The organism is Actinokineospora lacus (assembly GCF_053813445.1).
Genome location: NZ_JBQERA010000010.1, coordinates 39,873 through 55,995, shown reverse-complemented (window position 1 = coordinate 55,995; position 16,123 = coordinate 39,873). Strand labels below are relative to the sequence as shown.

The window sequence follows — 16,123 nt, the reverse complement described above, 5'->3', positions numbered from 1 at the left end:
GTTAAACCGCGGTCTCCGGGTCGACGACCGGCACGGGGGCGGTGGCGGGCGCGGCGCGGTTCTCCAGGCTGATGCCGCACTTGCCGACCAGTGCCACGCCGGTGCCGATGGCGGTCGCCACCGGGGCGGCGAGGGCGGCCACGACCCCGACCGCGAGCGGGGCGTCCATGACCAGGCCACCCTGGCTGTCGCGGACGACGACACGGCGGTTGATGCCCTCCTGGAGCAGGCCCCGCACCGCGTTGACCATGGTCTGGGTGGGCGACTGGGCCTCAGGGTCGACGCGGGGGTTGTCGGACTCGTTCATCGGTTCTCCTCTGCAGCTGATCCCCTTACCTCCACCATGCTGCCCGCCCGCGCGGTCACGGGCATCGGGGTTTCCCCGGGGGTCAGCCCTGATTCCGGCCTGGGCCGCTGCCCAGTGGCGTGCCCCCTAGACTCCCCGCCCATGGCCGCGAGACCGCGCCGGGCGCGCGTGGAGGACGTGCACCGGCTCGCCCAGGGCATGCCGCACGTCAAGGTGGAGCACGCCGCGAACGGCAAGGCCGTCTACCAGGTCGGCGGCAAGTCGTTCGTCTTCTTCCGCGATCCCCGGCCCGACGCCGTGGACCCGGGGTCCGGGGAGCGCTACCCGGACGTGATCGTGTTCTGGGTGGCCTCCGAGCACGACAAGCAGGCCCTGGTCCAGGACGAGTCCTCGCCGTTCTTCACCACGGCGCACTTCGACGGGCACCGCTCGGTGCTGCTGCGGGAGAGCCGGATCGGCGAGCTCACCGTCGACGAGCTGACCGAGGTGGTCCATGACGCCTGGCTCTCCCAGACCTCCGCACGGCGAGCCCGGACCTGGCTCGCCGCGCGAGGGGAGAAGTAGGGCTACCAACCCGTCATCGGCGACTGGCTCTTCTCGGCGGTCTGGACCGGCAGGACCGCGGCGCAGTGGGTGCCGCGGGCGGGTGTCGTGCCCTCGATCAGGTAGCGGTGGAAGGCGCCAAGGGTGCACTCACCGCGGTCGTAGACGCGGTGGCCCCAGCCGTCATAGGTGAGCAGGACGCTGTTGTCGATCTGGCGGGCGACACCCGTGGCCCACTCGTGCGGGGTGGCGGGGTCGTACCGGGAGTTCATCAGCAGGACCGGCGGGCCGCCGTCGATGTCGGTGCGGTGCTGCGGGTTGCCCGTCCGCGCGGGCCAGCCCACGCAGGTCGAGACCAGGGGCCAGGAGAAGTGCCCGCGGATGGTGGGCGCGGTCCGGTTCATCGAGCGCCACGCCTTGACCCACTCGCGCTGCGCGGAGAACTCGAAGCGGTGATCGGCGCAGAACATGGCGATCGGGAACTCGACCAGGTCCGGCGCGGCCTGGGCCGTCGTCGCCCCCTGCTCGGCCAGCGCGTTCAGCAGCTCGGCCAGCGCCGCCCAGTGCGGCCCGTAGAGGCGGCCGACCGAGGCCATGATCAGGTCCATGGGGGCCAGCGGGGTGGCGGGGTCGCCGGGCACGTGCAGCTCGCCCCGGAGCGACTTCTCGTACAGCCGCCCGAAGACCGCGCCGACGTCCTGGCCGTGCAGGGCGCACGACCGCTCCCGCTCGCACCAGGCGATGAACTCGCCGAAGGAGTCCTCGGCGGCGCGCGCCTCCGACGACAGGAACCGGCGGGTGGACAGGCTGTGGTCGAACACGCTGTCCAGCACCATGGCGCGCACGCGGCGCGGGAACCTTTCGGCGTACATCTGGCCGGTCAGGGTGCCGTAGGAGATCCCGTACAGGCTCAGCTGCCGCTCCCCCAGCGCGGCCCGCAGCGCGTCCATGTCCCGCGCGACGCTCGCGGTGTCGACGTGGTCGATCAGGGGGCCGGTGTGCGCGCGGCAGTCCTGCCCGAGGCGCCTGTTGTGGTCGACCACCTCGGCCAGCCGCGCGCCCGTGTCCGGGATGACGTTCGGGCCCGCGGCGACCAGGTCCGCCGAGCACAGCACCGGGTGGCTGCGGTTGGTCCCCCGCGGGTCGAGGCTGACGACGTCGAAGCGCCGGGCGATCTCGGGGGTCAGGACGCCGGTGCCCACCAGCGCGGAGACGCCGGACCCGCCGGGGCCGCCCGGCAGGTACACCAGCGTCCCGATCCGGGCGTCCGGCTCGGTCGCCCGCCGTCGCGCCACGGCGACCTCGATGGTGCCCGTCGACGGCCTGGCCCAGTCGATCGGCACGGTCAGCCCGGCGCACTCGACCTCGGTGTTCTCCTGGCACGGCCGCCAGTCGAGCGCGGGCTCGGCCGCCGCCGTCCCCGCGCCCGCCACCCCGCTCCCCGCGATCAGCACAGCGGCCAGCGCGACGCGCAGGCCGGTTCCGTGTGTCATCGGTCCTCCCCCGTGGATGGATCATCCTGGGTTCGAGTATGTCCCCGCTGACATGGCGTGGAGCTCGACGAGGCGACTGATCAGTCAATCGGCCGGGGACGGCCTGCGGGGCACCCGGGGGGTTACCGTCGACCATGAGCACCGAATGGGCGCCCCAGTCCTGCACCCTGCCCACCGTCGAGCGCCCGCTGCGGGAGGCGGAGTTCGACGGGCTGTTCGCCACCGGCCTGCGCGGGGTCCTGCGCAGCGGGCCGACCACCCTGCGGCTGGTCCTCGCCAGGGAAGTGGCCGCCCAGGTGACCGGCCTGGCCGTCCGGGAGACGGACTGCTGCAGCTTCTTCACCTTCGACCTGCGCGTCACCGGCGACGGCCTGACGCTGGAGATCAGCGTCCCGGCCGCGCGGGCGGACGTGCTGGACGCGCTCGCCGCGCGCGCGGTCGCCGTCCTGACGTGACCGCGCGGCGGGCAGCTCACCGAAGCGGCCCAGGGCGCCGCGGGTCAGTGGTGGTAGGCGTGGACGACGGCGTGGCCGGTGCCGCGGCCGATGAGCCACTTGTTGACCGGCCAGGTGACCACGAACGCCACCGCGAAGGCGAAGGCGAGCGCGCCCCAGAACAGCCAACTGGCCAGCCCGGCGTCCATCGCGCCGGGGACGGCGACCATGACGCCGTTGTCGACGACCTCCATGACGGTGATGGAGACGGTGTCCGCGGCCAGGGCGACCTTGAGCGCCTGCTTGAACGCCACCCCGGCGCGCAGGACGCCGCGCATGGTCAGGGCGTAGCCGAACAGGAAGGCCAGCGCGACGGCCAGCACGATGGTCGCCACGGTGCCCCACCCGAGGGCCGTGCCGATGACCATGCCGAGGACTTCGCCGATGGCGCAGCCGGTGAGGCAGTGCAGCGTGGCCGAGGCCGCCACCGCCCACGTGGCCTTGGGCGCGGGGTGGCCGTGCTCGGCGGCGGGGCGCGCCGGGTCGTGGTCGTGCGGGCCGGACATGGGTGAACCCTCCTTGACCTGCTCCGATCCACCCTACGTCCGAGCGGCGGCCACCGGCGGTCCGTTCCGCCGGGACACCTCACCGCTCGATACCTAGGGGGGGTATCAACAGCGGCGAAGTTAGCACCGGTGCCCCTATACCGCAAGGGGGTATAGGGGCACCGGGGAGGCGGGCGTCAGCGGAACAGGTGCGAGGGGACCGTGGCGGCGATCGCGGCCATCCCGGCGTCGTTGGGGTGCAGGTGGTCGCCGCTGTCGTAGGCGGGGCGCAGGCTCAGCGGGTCGGCCGGGTCGCGCAGGGCGGCGTCGAAGTCGAGGACGGCGTCGTACTCGCCGCTGGTCCGGACCCAGTCGTTGACGGCCTGACGCTTGGCCTCGTTCTCCGGGCTGTGGAAGCCGAGCGTGTCGTTCTTGAACGGCAGGATGGTGCCGCCGTAGATCCGCAGGCCCGCCTGGTGCGCGCGGGCGATGAGCTGGCGGTGGGCGCCGATGAGGTCCTGGGCGGTGACGGCCTCCGACAGCGGGGCCGAGGTGCCGGGGTGGCCGAGGTCGTTCACGCCGAGCAGGACGATGACGTGGCCGACGCCGGGCTGGGCCAGCACGTCGCGGTCGAACCGGCGCAGGGCGCTGTGGCCGAAGTACGCGGCGTAGCCTTCGGCGGGGTGGCCCGCGGGCGGGTTCGGGTCGTGCAGGAGGCGGTTGCCCGCGACGCCGGAGTTGAGGACGCCGGTGGTGCGCAGGCGCCGGGCCAGCAGGTCCGGCCAGCGGTGGTTGGCGTTCACCGCGGACTCGAAGCCGTTGGTGATGGAGTCGCCCAGCGCGACGACGGCCCGGGCGCGCGGGTGGCGGGTCTCGACGCTGACGCCGGAGAGGAAGTACCACTGGGTGATCGTCTCGGTCGCCGGGACCGACCGGGCGCCGGTGACGTTGCCCGAGGCCAGCACGTTCTCCTGGTAGGCGAAGCCGTGCACGGTCGTGACCGGGGTGGCCAGCGGCAGGTGGACGCTCACGACGAGGTCGGCGCGCGCGGGCAGGGCCAGGGCGACCGGGTCGCTGACCGCGGGCGCGCCCGCGGGGATCGCCACCGACGCCTGGCCGCCGAAGGTGACCGCGCGGTCCGTGGCGGGATCGATGTCGGTCCCGGTCGGGCCCGCGCGGCGGGCGACGCGCACCTCGCCGATGCGCAGCGGGCGGTCGCCGAACTCGTTGGTCAGCCGCAGGCGCAGCCGGTCGCCCGCGATGCTGGTGTGGACGACCTGGCGGATGGTCTGGTCGCGCAGCTCCCGCGTCCCGGTCGCGGGCGTGCTCGTCGGCACGCTCGCCCAGGTGCCGACCCAGCTCGCCGGGGGGCCGCTGGGGGCGGCGCCCGCCGCCGTCCACCCGGTGAGCAGGAGCAGCACGGCGGCCAGGAGCGGCGCGAGACGTCGGTACGGGCGGGGCTGTGGCATCGGTGCCTCCTCGACCGCCGGGACACCCACAGTGTTCCGGAAGATTCCGGAAGGCTAGGCAGCGCGGAGTTCCGCTGTCAACGCCCGAGCTGTCAACGCCCGACCGGCGCCGTGCTGTCCCGGATGACGAGTTCCGTCGCCAGTTCGACCCTCGGGCTGTCGAGCGGTTCACCCCGCACGAGCCGGTGCACGGTGCGCACGGCGAGCTTGCCCATCTCGACCATCGGCTGGCGGACCGTCGTCAGCGGCGGCGACGACCAGCGCGACTCGGGCAGGTCGTCAAACCCGACCACGCTGACCTCCTGCGGCACCCGCAGGCCGCGCCGCCGCAGCGCCTCGTACACCCCCAGCGCCATCTGGTCGCTGCAGGCGAAGACCGCCGTGGGCGGGTCGGGCAGCTCGAAGAGCCGTTCCCCGGCGCGGAAACCGGACTCGTAGTCGAACTCCCCCTGGACGACGAGCGCGGGGTCGAGGGTGAGGCCCGCGGTCTCCAGCCCCGCCCGGTAGCCGTCCAGGCGCGCGCGGCTGCACCACAGCTCGGGGCGGCCCGCGACCAGCCCGACGCGGCGGTGGCCGAGGCGGATGAGGTGCTCGGTGGCGCTGAGCCCGCCCGCCCAGTTCGTGCAGCCGATCGTGGGCACGGCGAGGTCGGGCACGCCTGCCGGATCGATGACGACGGCGGGCACGTGCAGTTCCCGCAGTTCGGCGTGCAGGGCCGAGTCCAGGTCGGTGGTCACCAGGATCGCGCCGTCGCTGGCGCGGGAGCGCAGGTTGTCCAGCCACTGGCGGGTCGAGTTGGCGCGCCGGTGGATCGCCGAGACCACCGTGCCGCTGCCCGCGGCGTGCGCGGCGTCCTCCACCCCGCGCAGGATCTCCACCGACCACGGGCTGTCGAGGTCGTTGAAGACGAGGTCGAGCAGGCCGACGCGCTCGGCGGCCGGGGCGCCGCGGCGGCGGTAGCCGTGGTCGCGCAGCAGGTTCTCGACGCGTTCCCTGGTGGCCGGGGCGACGTCGCCGCGCCCGTTGAGCACGCGCGACACCGTCGGCGACGACACGCCCGCCGCCGCGGCGATGGCCGAAATGGTGACGGTCGGGCGCTGGGCCACGGTTCCTCCTCCTGGCCGTCAGGGGCTTGACGGTCGCACAGCGCGCAATCTACCGTCCGGCAGCATCATATTCCGGAATATTCCGAAAAAGTATCGCTCGAATTTCCGAATGCAGGAGACCGCGATGAAGCCGCTCCGCCTTGTCATCACCGCACTCGCCGCGACAGCGCTGGCCGCGCCGCTCGTGCTCCCGTCCGCCACGGCGGCGCCCGTCGGCCACCAGCCCCCCGGCCACGCGAAGAAGGACACGCTGCGGTGGGTGGCGCCCAAGGGCTTCCACATCGGCACCGCGGTCGCGGGCGGCGGGCACCACGAGGACCAGCCCTACCCCGACCCGTTCACCTCCGACCAGCCCTACCGCGCGGCGCTCGCCCGGGAGTTCAACTCGGTCTCCCCCGAGAACCAGATGAAGTGGGAGTACATCCACCCCGAGGCCGACCGCTACAACTTCGGCGCCGCCGACGCCATCGTCAAGTTCGCCCAGCGCAACCGCCAAGCCGTCCGCGGGCACACGCTGCTCTGGCACAGCCAGAACCCGGCCTGGCTGGCGGAGGGCGACTACAGCGCCGAGGAGCTGCGCGCCATCCTGCGCGAGCACATCATGACGGTGGTCGGCCGCTACAGGGGCAAGATCCAGCAGTGGGACGTCGCCAACGAGATCTTCGACGACACCGGCGCCCTGCGCACCCAGGACAACATCTGGATTCGCGAGCTGGGCCCGGGCATCGTCGCCGACGCGTTCCGCTGGGCGCACCAGGCCGACCCGAGGGCGCTGCTGTTCTTCAACGACTACAACGTCGAGAGCGACAACCCCAAGAGCGACGCCTACTACGCGCTCGTCCAGGACCTGCTCGCCCAGGGCGTGCCGGTGCACGGCTTCTCCGCCCAAGCCCACCTGAGCACCCGCTACGGCTTCCCCGGCGACCTGGAGGCCAACCTGCGGCGCTTCGCCGACCTCGGCCTCGCCACCGCGATCACCGAGCTGGACGTGCGCATGGACCTGCCCGCGAGCGGGGTGCCGACCGCCGAGCAGCTCACCAAGCAGGCCGAGTACTACCAGCGCACGCTCACCGCGTGCCTGAACGTCAGCGGCTGTGACTCGTTCACCATCTGGGGCTTCACCGACAAGTACTCCTGGGTGCCGGTGTTCTTCGAGGGCGAGGGCGCGGCGAACATCATGTGGGACGACCTGACCCGCAAGCCCGCCTACCACGCCCTGCGCTCCACGCTGGCCGCCGCACCCCGGTAAACCCCGAGACCCCCAGGAGCGCGCGGTCATGAGCAGAGCGACGTCGATCCTCGTCATCACACTGGCGGCGGCCGCCGTCGCCACCTCGCCCGTGGCCGCGCGCACCGGGCCGCAACCGGGGCACCCGCACTGGGTGAACACCTGGACGGCCATGCCCCAGCTGACCGAGCCGCACAACCTGCCGCCCGACCCGTTCACCCAGGACGGGCTGGTCATGGCCGACACGACGCTGCGCCAGACCGTGCACACCTCCATCGGCGGCCACACGGTGCGGCTGCGCTTCTCCAACGCCTTCGGCGGGACGGCGCTGCCGATCACCGCGGTGTCGGTGGCCACGCCGCTGGGCGGCGCGGCGGGCGTCAGCGCGATCCAGCCGGGGACCTCGCGCCCGGTGACGTTCCACGGCAGGCCGTCCACCGTGGTGCCGGTCGGCGCACAGGTGGTCTCCGACCCGCTGGACTTCCCGCTGGGCGCGCGGGCGAACCTGGCGGTCACGATGTACCTGGCCGACGGGCAGGCGTCCAACCTGGTCACCTCGCACCCCGGCTCCCGCACCACGTCGTACCTGCTGTCCGGCAACCACGTCAGCGACAACGACCTCGCCGGGGCCACTCCCACCAACCACTGGTACTTCGTCAGCGGTGTCGAGGTGTGGTCGAGGCCGGGCACGGCGGCGGTGGCGGTGCTCGGCGACTCGCTGACCGACGGCCGCGGCTCCACCACCAACGGCAACGACCGCTGGCCCGACCGCCTCGCCGCCCGCCTGCGGGCGCACCCCGCCACCGCGGACGTCGCGGTCCTCAACCAGGCGGCGGGCGGCAACCGCGTCCTCAACGACGGCCTCGGCCCCAACGCCCTGGCCCGCTTCGACCGCGACGTGCTCACCCAGAGCGCGGTGGCGTGGCTGGTCGTGTTCGAGGGCGTCAACGACATCGGCACGGCCGAGTCGACCGAGGCCGCGCAGAAGCGGGTGGCCGACGACCTGGTCGCCGCCTACGACCAAATGATCATCCGCGCGCACGCCCACGGCATCCCCGTCTACGGCGCGACCCTGCTCCCCTTCGGCGGCAACACCGGCTACGACACCCCGGAACGGGAAGCCGCCCGGCAGCGGGTCAACGCCTGGATTCGCACGAGCGGCCGCTTCGACGCCGTGCTCGACCTGGACCGGGCCGTCCGCGACCCGCGCGATCCGCGCGCCCTGCTCCCCGCCTACGACGACGGCGACCACCTGCACCTCAACCCGGCGGGCTACCAGGCCATCGCCGACGCCATCCCCGCCCACCTGTTCCACCCCCGCCCCCACCCGCCCCGCTTCGGCCTCGACTGACACGCCGGTGTAACGCGCGCCGAGCCCCGGCGATGGGGAGTCATGGCCGTGGGTGTTGATCACGGCCCGCTTTCCCGGGCTCAGGAGGACGCGGCGTGGCGCTGTTCGGCAACCGAGAGAACGCGGAGGTCGCCGCGGCCAGGCAGGAGCTGGCCGCGGCGCAGGCGACGGTCGCGGAGCTGCGGGGGTGGGTCGGGCAGCTGCGGGGCGCGGAGACCGCCGCCCGGGAGGCGGAGCTGCGCGAGCTGCGGGCGGCGGTGGAGCAGTCCCGGGGCGAGTACACGCGGCTGAGCACGCGGTGCAGGCAGGCCCAGGCGGAGCTGGCCGCGGTCCGGTCGCAGCTGGTGGAGACCCGCGAGCTGGCCCTGCTCCAGGAGGCGGGGGTGTACGAGTACGCCCATCCCCTCGATGACGCCATGGCCTACAAGGAGGCGGTGGCCGTGCTCAAGAAGCGGATCAAGGAGGCCGTCCGGGGCGACGCGGTGAGCTGCCAGGTCGACTGGGCGGTGAACGGGTCGGTCAAGGAGGGCCAGAAGCTGGGCCGGGACATGGCCAAGCTGATGCTGCGCGCCTACAACGCCGAGGCCGACAACGCCGTGCGCGGGGTCAAGCCCCACACGCGGGAGGCGGTGAAGGAGCGGCTCAGCACGACCAGGGAGACCATCGGCAAGCTCGGGACGCTGATGGGCATCGCCATCTCCCGGGACTACCACCGGCTGCGCCTGCACGAGATCGACCTGACGGCCGACTACCTGGTGAAGGTCGAGGCCGAGCGCGACCAGGCCCGCGCCGAGCGCGAGCGGCTGCGCGAGGAGGCCAAGGTCATGAAGGAGATCGAGCGCGAACGGGCGCGCCTGGTCAAGGAGCGCGCGCACTACGCCACGGTCGTCGCCAAGCTGGAGGCCAAGGGCGACCTCGACGGCCTCGCCCGCGCCCACGAGCAGCTCGCCTCGGTCGACGACGCCATCGCGGGCGTCGAGCGGCGTGCCGCCAACGTCCGCGCGGGCTACGTCTACGTGATCTCCAACGTCGGCGCGTTCGGCCCCGACATGGTCAAGATCGGCATGACCCGCAGGCTGGAGCCGATGGACCGCGTCCGCGAGCTCGGCGACGCCTCGGTGCCGTTCCGGTTCGACACCCACGCGCTGTTCTTCTCCGAGGACGCGGTCGCGCTGGAGACCGCGCTGCACCAGCGGCTCAGCCACAAGCGGGTGAACCTGGTCAACGCGCGCCGCGAGTTCTTCTACGCCACCCCCGCCGAGGTCCGCGACCTCCTCGTGGACCTCGGCGACGACCACGTCGTGGAGTACAACGACACGGCCGAGGCCGTCGAGTGGCGGGCGTCGGACCCGCGCCGCCGCGACCACGCGGCGGTCGGCGCCCACACCGACGCGGGCGGCGACGGCGACCTCTCCGACGACGGCGGGGAGTGAGCCCCGTGACCGGTCCCCGCCCGTCCGCGTGGCTGCCCGACCCCCTCGACGACCAGCACCTGCGCTTCTGGGACGGCAGGCGGTGGACCTTCCACACCGCCGCCCGCCCGGCCGCCGCCCCACCGACCGCCGAACCCGTGCCGCGCGATGACCCCCGGCCGCCACCGGTCCGCAGGCCCGACATCGCCCAGGCCCTCGAGCGCGTCCACGGCGGCCTCCTGGGCTCCATGAAGGAGGTCGACCTCCTGCCCGAGCACCTCGAACCCGAGGAACGGGTGGTGGCCCTCACGGCCGCCTACGGGGACGGCCACGGCGTGCTGGTCTGCACCAACCACCGCCTCCTCTTCCTCTTCGTGGGCATCATCCGCCGCCAGTTCCTGCACGTCAGCTGGAACCAGGCCAAGGCGGTCACCTACACCCAGGCGAGCAACACCTTCGCCGTCTACACCACCAAACCCACCAAGCGCGCCGTGCCCGCCCTGGCCGTGATCGTCGGGAACCTCACCGACGCCCAGACCGTCGCCCACGCCGCCCGGACGGCCTCGGCCGCGCCCCGGCTGGACATCGTCTGACGGGTCAGCGTCGGTCGGAGTCCGGCCACACGTAGGGCAGGTCGTCCGGCACGTCCGGGAACAGGGGCCGGTAGTGCTCGGGCGCCTTGCGGACCAGGGCGGACCGGTGGCTCAGGTGCAGCGCCTCGTCGCCCAGCCACGGCGGCAGCTCCCCCGCGTCCGCCAGCTCGGACTGGCCGCGGACCTCGGTGAGCGCCGTGCGCGCGGCCAGGTCGGTGGCCAGGGTGGCGGCGCAGGTGTCGGCGTGGCCCGCGGCGCACCACTCGGCGCAGACCTGGAGGCCGTAGCGGACCAGGGCCTCCTCGTAGCCCGTCCACATCCGGACCGCGGGGTGGTGGCGCCAGCCGTAGCCCGGCACGGTCAGGCCGCGGAGCACCTGGACGGCCTCCACGCGCTGCTTGCCCAGGCGCCGCTGGTCGAGGACGCGGGCGGCCGCGGTGAAGTCGGGGTAGGGCAGGAAGGTCTGCACGTCAGGCCCCCTGGGTGATCTCGGCCCAGACGACCTTGCCCTCCAGGGTGGCGCGGGTGCCCCAGCGGTTGGAGAAGGCCTGCACGATGGCCAGCCCGCGGTGGTGCTCGTCGTTCGGGCCCGCGTCGTACACCCTGGGCCAGGCGGAGCCGTGGTCGGTGACGTCGATGACCAGGCGGGTGTCGTCGTGGTGCAGGCGCAGGACCGCGGGACCCTCGGCGTGCATGATCGCGTTGGTGACGAGCTCGCTGGTGATGGTGACGACCACGTCCAGCAGGTCGGTCAGCTCCCACTCGGTGAGGCGGGCGGTGACGAACGCGCGGGCCTGGGCGACGGCCGCCGGGTCGCGGGCGACCTCCATGGCCGCCGCCGAGCGCTGGGCGCCGGTGTGGTGGACGTAGAGCAGGGCGACGTCGTCGTCGTGCCTGCCCGCGGTGAGGCTGTCGATCAGCGCGTCGCACGCCTTCTGGGCGTCCGCCCCGGCCGGGAGGTCGCGCAGGCCGCGCACCAGCTCATCGATGCCCTCGGTCACCCCCCGGGAGCGGGTCTCGATCAGGCCGTCGCTGTAGAGGACCAGCCGCGCGCCGGGCGGGAACGACGCCGTCCGCTGGGCGAACTTCTCCCCCACGCCCAGCGGCATCCCCAGCTTCGAGCCGACGAACTCGACCGAGCCGTCCGCACCCAGCAGCACCGCGGGCAGGTGCCCGGCGTTGGCCACGGTCAGCGTGTTGTCGACCGGGTCGTGCACCGCGTAGAGGCAGGTGATGAACGGGTCCGCCTGGATGCTGTTGGCCAGCTCGCACGCCTGGCGCAGCACGTCGGCGGGCGGCATGTCCAGCAGCGCGTAGGACCGCACGGCGGTGCGGACCTGGCCCATCACCGCCGCGGCGCCGACCCCGCGGCCCACGACGTCGCCGATCACCAGCCCGGTGCGGCCCGCGGGCAGCTCGATCACGTCGAACCAGTCCCCGCCGACCTCCGAGCCCACGGCGGCGGGCAGGTACCGGGAGACGATCTCCAGGCCCGGGACGGTGGGCACGGTCGGCAGCATGCTCCGCGCCAGCTCCGTGGCCATCCTGCGGTGCTGGGCGAACAGCCGCGCGTTGTCCAGGGCGATGGCGGCGTACCCGGCGATGCCCTCGGCCAGCTGCTCGTGGCGCGCGGTGAACCGGTCGGGCTCGGGGTGGCCGAAGAAGAACCCGCCCAGCACCTCGCGCGAGGTCGGGGAGATCACCGACACCGCGAGGTAGCTGTGCACCGGCAGGTGCCCGACGGGCATCCCGTGGTACGGCGGGTTCTTGCCGAAGCGCTCGTCCAGGGTGATGTCCTCGCAGCGCACGGTCCCGTGGCCGTGGAAGGTCGGGGCGAACACCGCGGTGTTGCGCGGCATCGGGAAGCTCGAGAACGCCTCCCTCGGCACACCGGAGAGCGTGTAGAGCATGTAGGACTCGCCGTACTGGTCGATCAGGTTGTAGAAGAACGCGCCGAAGTGCGCGCCGGTGGCGAGGGTGGCCGCGTCGGTGGCGTCCTGGACGAGGGTGTCCAGGTCCAGCTGGGAGGTCAGCCGCTGCCCGACGACCTGCAGGGTGTCCACGAGCGCGGCCTCGGTGCGCAGCCGGTCGACAGTCTCCTGCAGGGTGGCGCCCTGCTGCTGCGAGGTCTCCTCCAGCAGCGACAGGTGCTCGCGCAGGGCGTCGCGCTGGGCGGCCAGGCTCGCGTGGGTGCGCGGGTGGTCCAGCAGGCCCGCCCGGACGCTGACCGCGACCGCCCGGAACTGCTCGGCGGCCCCGGAGGGGATGTGCGCGCGGGAGAACATCACCACGCAGAAGATGCCGCCGTCGGGCAGCACGCCGCCGAACCCGAGCACCGAGGCGATGTCGTGGCGGGCGACGAAGTCCTGGTCGGGCACGCGCGGGCTGTCCAGGGCCACCGGCACGTGGAACACCCCGAACCGGCGGCCGCCGGTGTGCTCGGCGCCCGCGACGAGGTCGGCGGCGGAGATCCCCAGCTCCCGGATCAGCGCCGAGAACATCGGCGCGCCCGCCACCGCCTCCGCCGAGGGCAGCGCCAGCACCCGGTACGGGCCCGAGAGGGCCGGGTCGTTCCACTCCGGCTCCGCCCCCGCGGTCGCCGTCAGGGTGAGGCAGCGCAGGTCGGGGCGTCGCGGGGCGTCGTCGAGCAGGCTCAGCAGGTCGGGTTCGAGGTCGGCCAGCCGCCGGGTGGTGAACAGCCGCACGAGTCGCAGCACGGGCGCGCCGTGCTCGTCGACGAATCCGTCGCGCAGCTGCTCGACGACGCTGCGGGCCGCGGCCGGGAAGTCCGCCGCCCGCTCAGCGCCCTCGCGCAGCGCCGCAGCGGCCCGCACCATCTCGGACAGGCCGAAGGCGGCGAAGTCGTACCCGCGCTTGGTCATCCAGCAGACCCGGGCAGGTCGTCGCTGAGGGTGAACAGCTGGTCGAGCGAGACCACCGAGATGATGGTGGCGACGATCGGGCGCAGCCGCGCCAGGCACAGCGACCCGCCCGCCGCCATGGCCGCCTTGTGCAGGCGTACCAGCGCGTTCAGGCCGCTGGAGTCGCAGAAGGTCACCTCGGCCATGTCCAGCACGACCCCCTGCCCCCCGGCGGCGATCGGCGCGACGGCGTCGAACAGCCGAGGCGAGGTGGCGAAGTCCAGCTCGCCTGCGACGGCCACCACCCGGGAGCCGCCGTCGCGGGACTCACCGACGTCGATCCTCAGCAGGAGCGGGTCACCCATGGCTCGGTTCCTTCGGATCGCAGGCTGAGATGGAAGCATCACACACCGTGGCCGGCCTGCCGTCACCACCGGCCCGGCCCGTCCGGCTGCCATCGTAGGCGCGCTCCCGCAGGCGGGCGAACCACCGGGGTCCCATCCCCAGGTCGCCGGGCCGGTTGAGCATGGGGTCGAACGCGGTGTCCTCGTCCGGCGCGGCGGCGTCGAGGACGAGCCGGGCGACGGGGGTGCCGTCACCGAGCGAGAGCGCGAAGGTGACCGGCAGGCGGTCGGGGCAGCCGTCGACGACCCGGGCGCGGAGCTGGAACCGGTGGCCGTCCAGCCGGTACCGGACGACACTGCTGAACCTGCCCGTACGCCACGACCTGGCGAACCAGGGCACCACCCCGCCCGCGGTGCTGGACAGCAGCACGTCCCAGGGACCGGGCAGGCGAAACGCGAGCCCCAGGATGTCAGGCAGCGGAGCGCGCAGACCAACCCCCCGCGACAGCCGCGCCCGCACCGGCGCCTCGCTCACCGGCACCCACGCCGGACAACTCCGCCACGGCACGATCCGCCCGCTGAACATCCGCCCAACCGGATGAAAGGCGCGCGCCCCCCGGAACCGCGCCACCCGCCGAAACACGTCGTGGACCATGCGGACATCTACCCGTCCCCCTCACGGGGTCAAACGTGTGCCCACTTGAAGTGCCCCCACACGGGTGCCTGCCACGGATGCCCGGAATACCCACCCTGACTCGACGCGGCGGGGACAACGATGTTCCACGCGTTGACGCCGCACGTGCGGCAGCGGAACGTGCGCGGCGATGGGCACCGGAACACGGTGCACGCCCGGTCGTTCCTGGCGGTGTTGGCGGGCACCGGCTCGCCGCGGCTGCCGTGGCCGGAGGATCTGCCGAGGAGCTGACGGGGGCCGGGCCCGGTGTGGGCCCGGCCCCCCGTTGGTCAGACGGAGTCCATGCGCTCGCGGAGGGTGCGGGGGCGCATGTCGGTCCAGATCTGGTCGACGTGGGCGGTGCAGGCGTCCCGGGGGCCCTCGGTGCCCTCGAAGGTCCAGCCCGCGGGGATGTCGAGGTGGGCGGGCCAGAGGGAGTACTGGTCCTCGGCGTTGACCAGGACGCGGTAGGTGATGTCGTCTTCCATGGGTTCCTTCTTTCTCACGGGGATTTCGGGAAGCTGCGCAGGGCAGGGGTCAGGGTGAACAGCAGGGACAGCAGCGCGGTGCCCGCGGCGCAGGCCAGCACGGCGTGGGTGGGGTTGATGGCGTCGGCCAGCAGGCCGCCGGTGGCGGGGCCCGCCACGGCGGCGACGCCGATGGTGACGGCCATGGTGGCGGCCATGCGGCCACGCAGGTTCTCGGGGGTGCGCAGCAGCTGGTAGGTGGTGATGGTCGTGCTCGCGGTGGGGGCCAGGAAGGCCGCGGCGGCGAGCAGGGCCCCGACGGCGTAGGTGTTGGGGGCGATGGCGGCGAAGGGCATCAGGGCGGCGATCACCCACATCGTGCCCAGGATCGCCATGCGCGGGGAGAGGGCGCGGTGCAGGCGTGGCGCGACGAGGGCGCCGAGCACGCCGCCGACACCCAGCATAGCCGCCATCAGACCGATCTCGCCCGGCGGCGCGCCACGGCCCGCGACCAAGGCGAGGACGATGAGGTAGAAGGCCTGGAAGAAGAAGTTCAGGCCGATGGCGCACCCGGTGACCGCGCGGATGTGGCGGTCCTGCCACACCCAGCGCAGGCCCTCGGTCAGTTCCCGCCGGAAGTTCGGGCGCACGACCGGCCCCGGCTCCCGGTCCGGGATGCGCAGGAACAGCAGCAGCCCGAAGGACGCCGCGTGCGCGAGCGCCTGGAGGCCGAACGGCGCCCACCGGCGCGCCGCGAACAGCGCGCCGCCGATCGCGGTGCCCGCGAGGAGGCCGACGTAGCCGCGGGCGGCGTTGAGCGCGATGGCCGTGGGCAGTTGCGCGGGCCCGACCAGCGCCGGGAGGGTGGACGCCTCGGCGGGTTCGAACAGCGCCTGGCACAGGCCGAGCACCGCGGCGAGGACGAGCAGCAGCGGCAGGCTGGCCGTCCCGCTGAACGCCGCCAGCGCGATCCCCGCCACGGTCACCGCTTGGACCGCCTCGCACAGCAGCATCACCCGGCGCCGGTTCCACCGGTCGACGAGCACGCCTGCCGGAATCCCGGCCACGAGCTGCGCCGCCGCGTGCGCGGCCAGCACCAGCCCGGACGCCGCCGCCGAGCCGGTGATGGCGAGCACCAACAGCGGCAGCGCCACCGTCGACGCCCCGATACCCACCTCGGACAGGCCCTGCCCGATCCACAGCAACCGGTAGTCCCGGTTGCGGGACAGGGGAACCGACGTGTCAGCTCGCGCCTTCACCGGCACACCTGCCCCACCGTGGCCCGACGGTCGTCCGG

Annotated in this window: 18 protein-coding genes; 7 read left to right on the top strand and 11 right to left on the bottom strand. The window is 73.4% G+C overall.

Annotation, left to right across the window (positions count from 1 at the left end; genetic code table 11):
- Nucleotide 1: 1 nt before the first annotated feature.
- The gene (locus ACTG9Q_RS23735) at nt 2-307 is read right to left on the bottom strand and encodes a DUF4342 domain-containing protein (RefSeq protein WP_455575083.1); all 306 of its coding nucleotides are present in this window, start codon (nt 305-307) and stop codon (nt 2-4) included.
- A gap of 141 nt (nt 308-448) precedes the next feature.
- Here ACTG9Q_RS23735 and ACTG9Q_RS23730 point away from each other — a divergent pair, with 141 nt between their 5' ends.
- The gene (locus ACTG9Q_RS23730) at nt 449-871 is read left to right on the top strand and encodes an MmcQ/YjbR family DNA-binding protein (RefSeq protein WP_455575082.1); all 423 of its coding nucleotides are present in this window, start codon (nt 449-451) and stop codon (nt 869-871) included.
- Between the two features lie 2 nt (nt 872-873).
- Here ACTG9Q_RS23730 and ACTG9Q_RS23725 read toward each other — a convergent pair whose 3' ends face one another.
- Entirely contained in the window at nt 874-2,343 is a 1,470-nt protein-coding gene (locus ACTG9Q_RS23725) for an alpha/beta hydrolase (RefSeq protein ID WP_455575081.1), read from the bottom strand.
- Between the two features lie 134 nt (nt 2,344-2,477).
- Here ACTG9Q_RS23725 and ACTG9Q_RS23720 point away from each other — a divergent pair, with 134 nt between their 5' ends.
- Nucleotides 2,478-2,798, top strand: a complete 321-nt coding sequence (locus ACTG9Q_RS23720) for a hypothetical protein (RefSeq protein WP_455575080.1) — start codon at nt 2,478-2,480, stop codon at nt 2,796-2,798.
- Between the two features lie 44 nt (nt 2,799-2,842).
- Here ACTG9Q_RS23720 and ACTG9Q_RS23715 read toward each other — a convergent pair whose 3' ends face one another.
- The 3 genes from ACTG9Q_RS23715 to ACTG9Q_RS23705 form a co-directional block, all read right to left on the bottom strand.
- The gene (locus tag ACTG9Q_RS23715) at nt 2,843-3,343 is read right to left on the bottom strand and encodes a DUF4396 domain-containing protein (RefSeq protein WP_455575079.1); all 501 of its coding nucleotides are present in this window, start codon (nt 3,341-3,343) and stop codon (nt 2,843-2,845) included.
- 176 nt (nt 3,344-3,519) lie between these two features.
- On the bottom strand, nt 3,520-4,791 hold the full coding sequence (locus tag ACTG9Q_RS23710; protein WP_455575078.1) for an SGNH/GDSL hydrolase family protein: 1,272 nt from the start codon (nt 4,789-4,791) through the stop codon (nt 3,520-3,522).
- 92 nt (nt 4,792-4,883) lie between these two features.
- Nucleotides 4,884-5,897: a LacI family DNA-binding transcriptional regulator gene (locus tag ACTG9Q_RS23705; protein WP_455575077.1), complete on the bottom strand. Its 1,014-nt coding sequence runs from the start codon at nt 5,895-5,897 to the stop codon at nt 4,884-4,886.
- A gap of 124 nt (nt 5,898-6,021) precedes the next feature.
- On the opposite strand from ACTG9Q_RS23705, the gene ACTG9Q_RS23700 reads away from it, so the two are divergent.
- The 4 genes from ACTG9Q_RS23700 (at nt 6,022) to ACTG9Q_RS23685 (ending at nt 10,481) form a co-directional block, all read left to right on the top strand.
- Nucleotides 6,022-7,146 (top strand): endo-1,4-beta-xylanase, encoded by a 1,125-nt coding sequence (locus tag ACTG9Q_RS23700; RefSeq protein WP_455575076.1) that lies wholly within the window; start codon nt 6,022-6,024, stop codon nt 7,144-7,146.
- Between the two features lie 28 nt (nt 7,147-7,174).
- On the top strand, nt 7,175-8,476 hold the full coding sequence (locus tag ACTG9Q_RS23695; RefSeq protein WP_455575075.1) for an SGNH/GDSL hydrolase family protein: 1,302 nt from the start codon (nt 7,175-7,177) through the stop codon (nt 8,474-8,476).
- A 95-nt stretch (nt 8,477-8,571) separates the two neighbouring features.
- Nucleotides 8,572-9,909: a DUF4041 domain-containing protein gene (locus tag ACTG9Q_RS23690; RefSeq protein ID WP_455575074.1), complete on the top strand. Its 1,338-nt coding sequence runs from the start codon at nt 8,572-8,574 to the stop codon at nt 9,907-9,909.
- A 5-nt stretch (nt 9,910-9,914) separates the two neighbouring features.
- Nucleotides 9,915-10,481 (top strand): DUF2510 domain-containing protein, encoded by a 567-nt coding sequence (locus ACTG9Q_RS23685; protein WP_455575073.1) that lies wholly within the window; start codon nt 9,915-9,917, stop codon nt 10,479-10,481.
- A gap of 4 nt (nt 10,482-10,485) precedes the next feature.
- Here the strand turns inward: ACTG9Q_RS23685 and ACTG9Q_RS23680 are convergent, their stop codons facing one another.
- From ACTG9Q_RS23680 to ACTG9Q_RS23665, 4 genes are read right to left on the bottom strand one after another with little or no spacing between them, the layout of a single operon-like run.
- Complete coding sequence (locus tag ACTG9Q_RS23680) at nt 10,486-10,950, bottom strand: MSMEG_6728 family protein (RefSeq protein ID WP_455575072.1); 465 nt, start codon at nt 10,948-10,950, stop codon at nt 10,486-10,488.
- 1 nt (nt 10,951) lies between these two features.
- Nucleotides 10,952-13,363 (bottom strand): ATP-binding SpoIIE family protein phosphatase, encoded by a 2,412-nt coding sequence (locus ACTG9Q_RS23675; RefSeq protein ID WP_455575071.1) that lies wholly within the window; start codon nt 13,361-13,363, stop codon nt 10,952-10,954.
- The gene (locus tag ACTG9Q_RS23670) at nt 13,360-13,707 is read right to left on the bottom strand and encodes an STAS domain-containing protein (RefSeq protein WP_455575070.1); all 348 of its coding nucleotides are present in this window, start codon (nt 13,705-13,707) and stop codon (nt 13,360-13,362) included. The genes ACTG9Q_RS23675 and ACTG9Q_RS23670 overlap by 4 nt, the downstream gene beginning before the upstream one ends.
- A complete protein-coding gene (locus ACTG9Q_RS23665; protein WP_455575069.1) occupies nt 13,700-14,221 on the bottom strand; it encodes a hypothetical protein in 522 nt (173 codons plus the stop codon). Before ACTG9Q_RS23665 ends, ACTG9Q_RS23670 begins: the two co-directional genes overlap by 8 nt.
- A 240-nt stretch (nt 14,222-14,461) precedes the next feature.
- Here ACTG9Q_RS23665 and ACTG9Q_RS23660 point away from each other — a divergent pair, with 240 nt between their 5' ends.
- Nucleotides 14,462-14,611: a hypothetical protein gene (locus ACTG9Q_RS23660; protein ID WP_455575068.1), complete on the top strand. Its 150-nt coding sequence runs from the start codon at nt 14,462-14,464 to the stop codon at nt 14,609-14,611.
- 38 nt (nt 14,612-14,649) lie between these two features.
- Here the strand turns inward: ACTG9Q_RS23660 and ACTG9Q_RS23655 are convergent, their stop codons facing one another.
- Together ACTG9Q_RS23655 and ACTG9Q_RS23650 are read right to left on the bottom strand one after the other, a co-directional pair.
- Nucleotides 14,650-14,847: an MbtH family protein gene (locus ACTG9Q_RS23655; RefSeq protein ID WP_455575067.1), complete on the bottom strand. Its 198-nt coding sequence runs from the start codon at nt 14,845-14,847 to the stop codon at nt 14,650-14,652.
- Between the two features lie 14 nt (nt 14,848-14,861).
- On the bottom strand, nt 14,862-16,085 hold the full coding sequence (locus ACTG9Q_RS23650; RefSeq protein ID WP_455575066.1) for an MFS transporter: 1,224 nt from the start codon (nt 16,083-16,085) through the stop codon (nt 14,862-14,864).
- Nucleotides 16,086-16,123 lie beyond the last annotated feature (38 nt).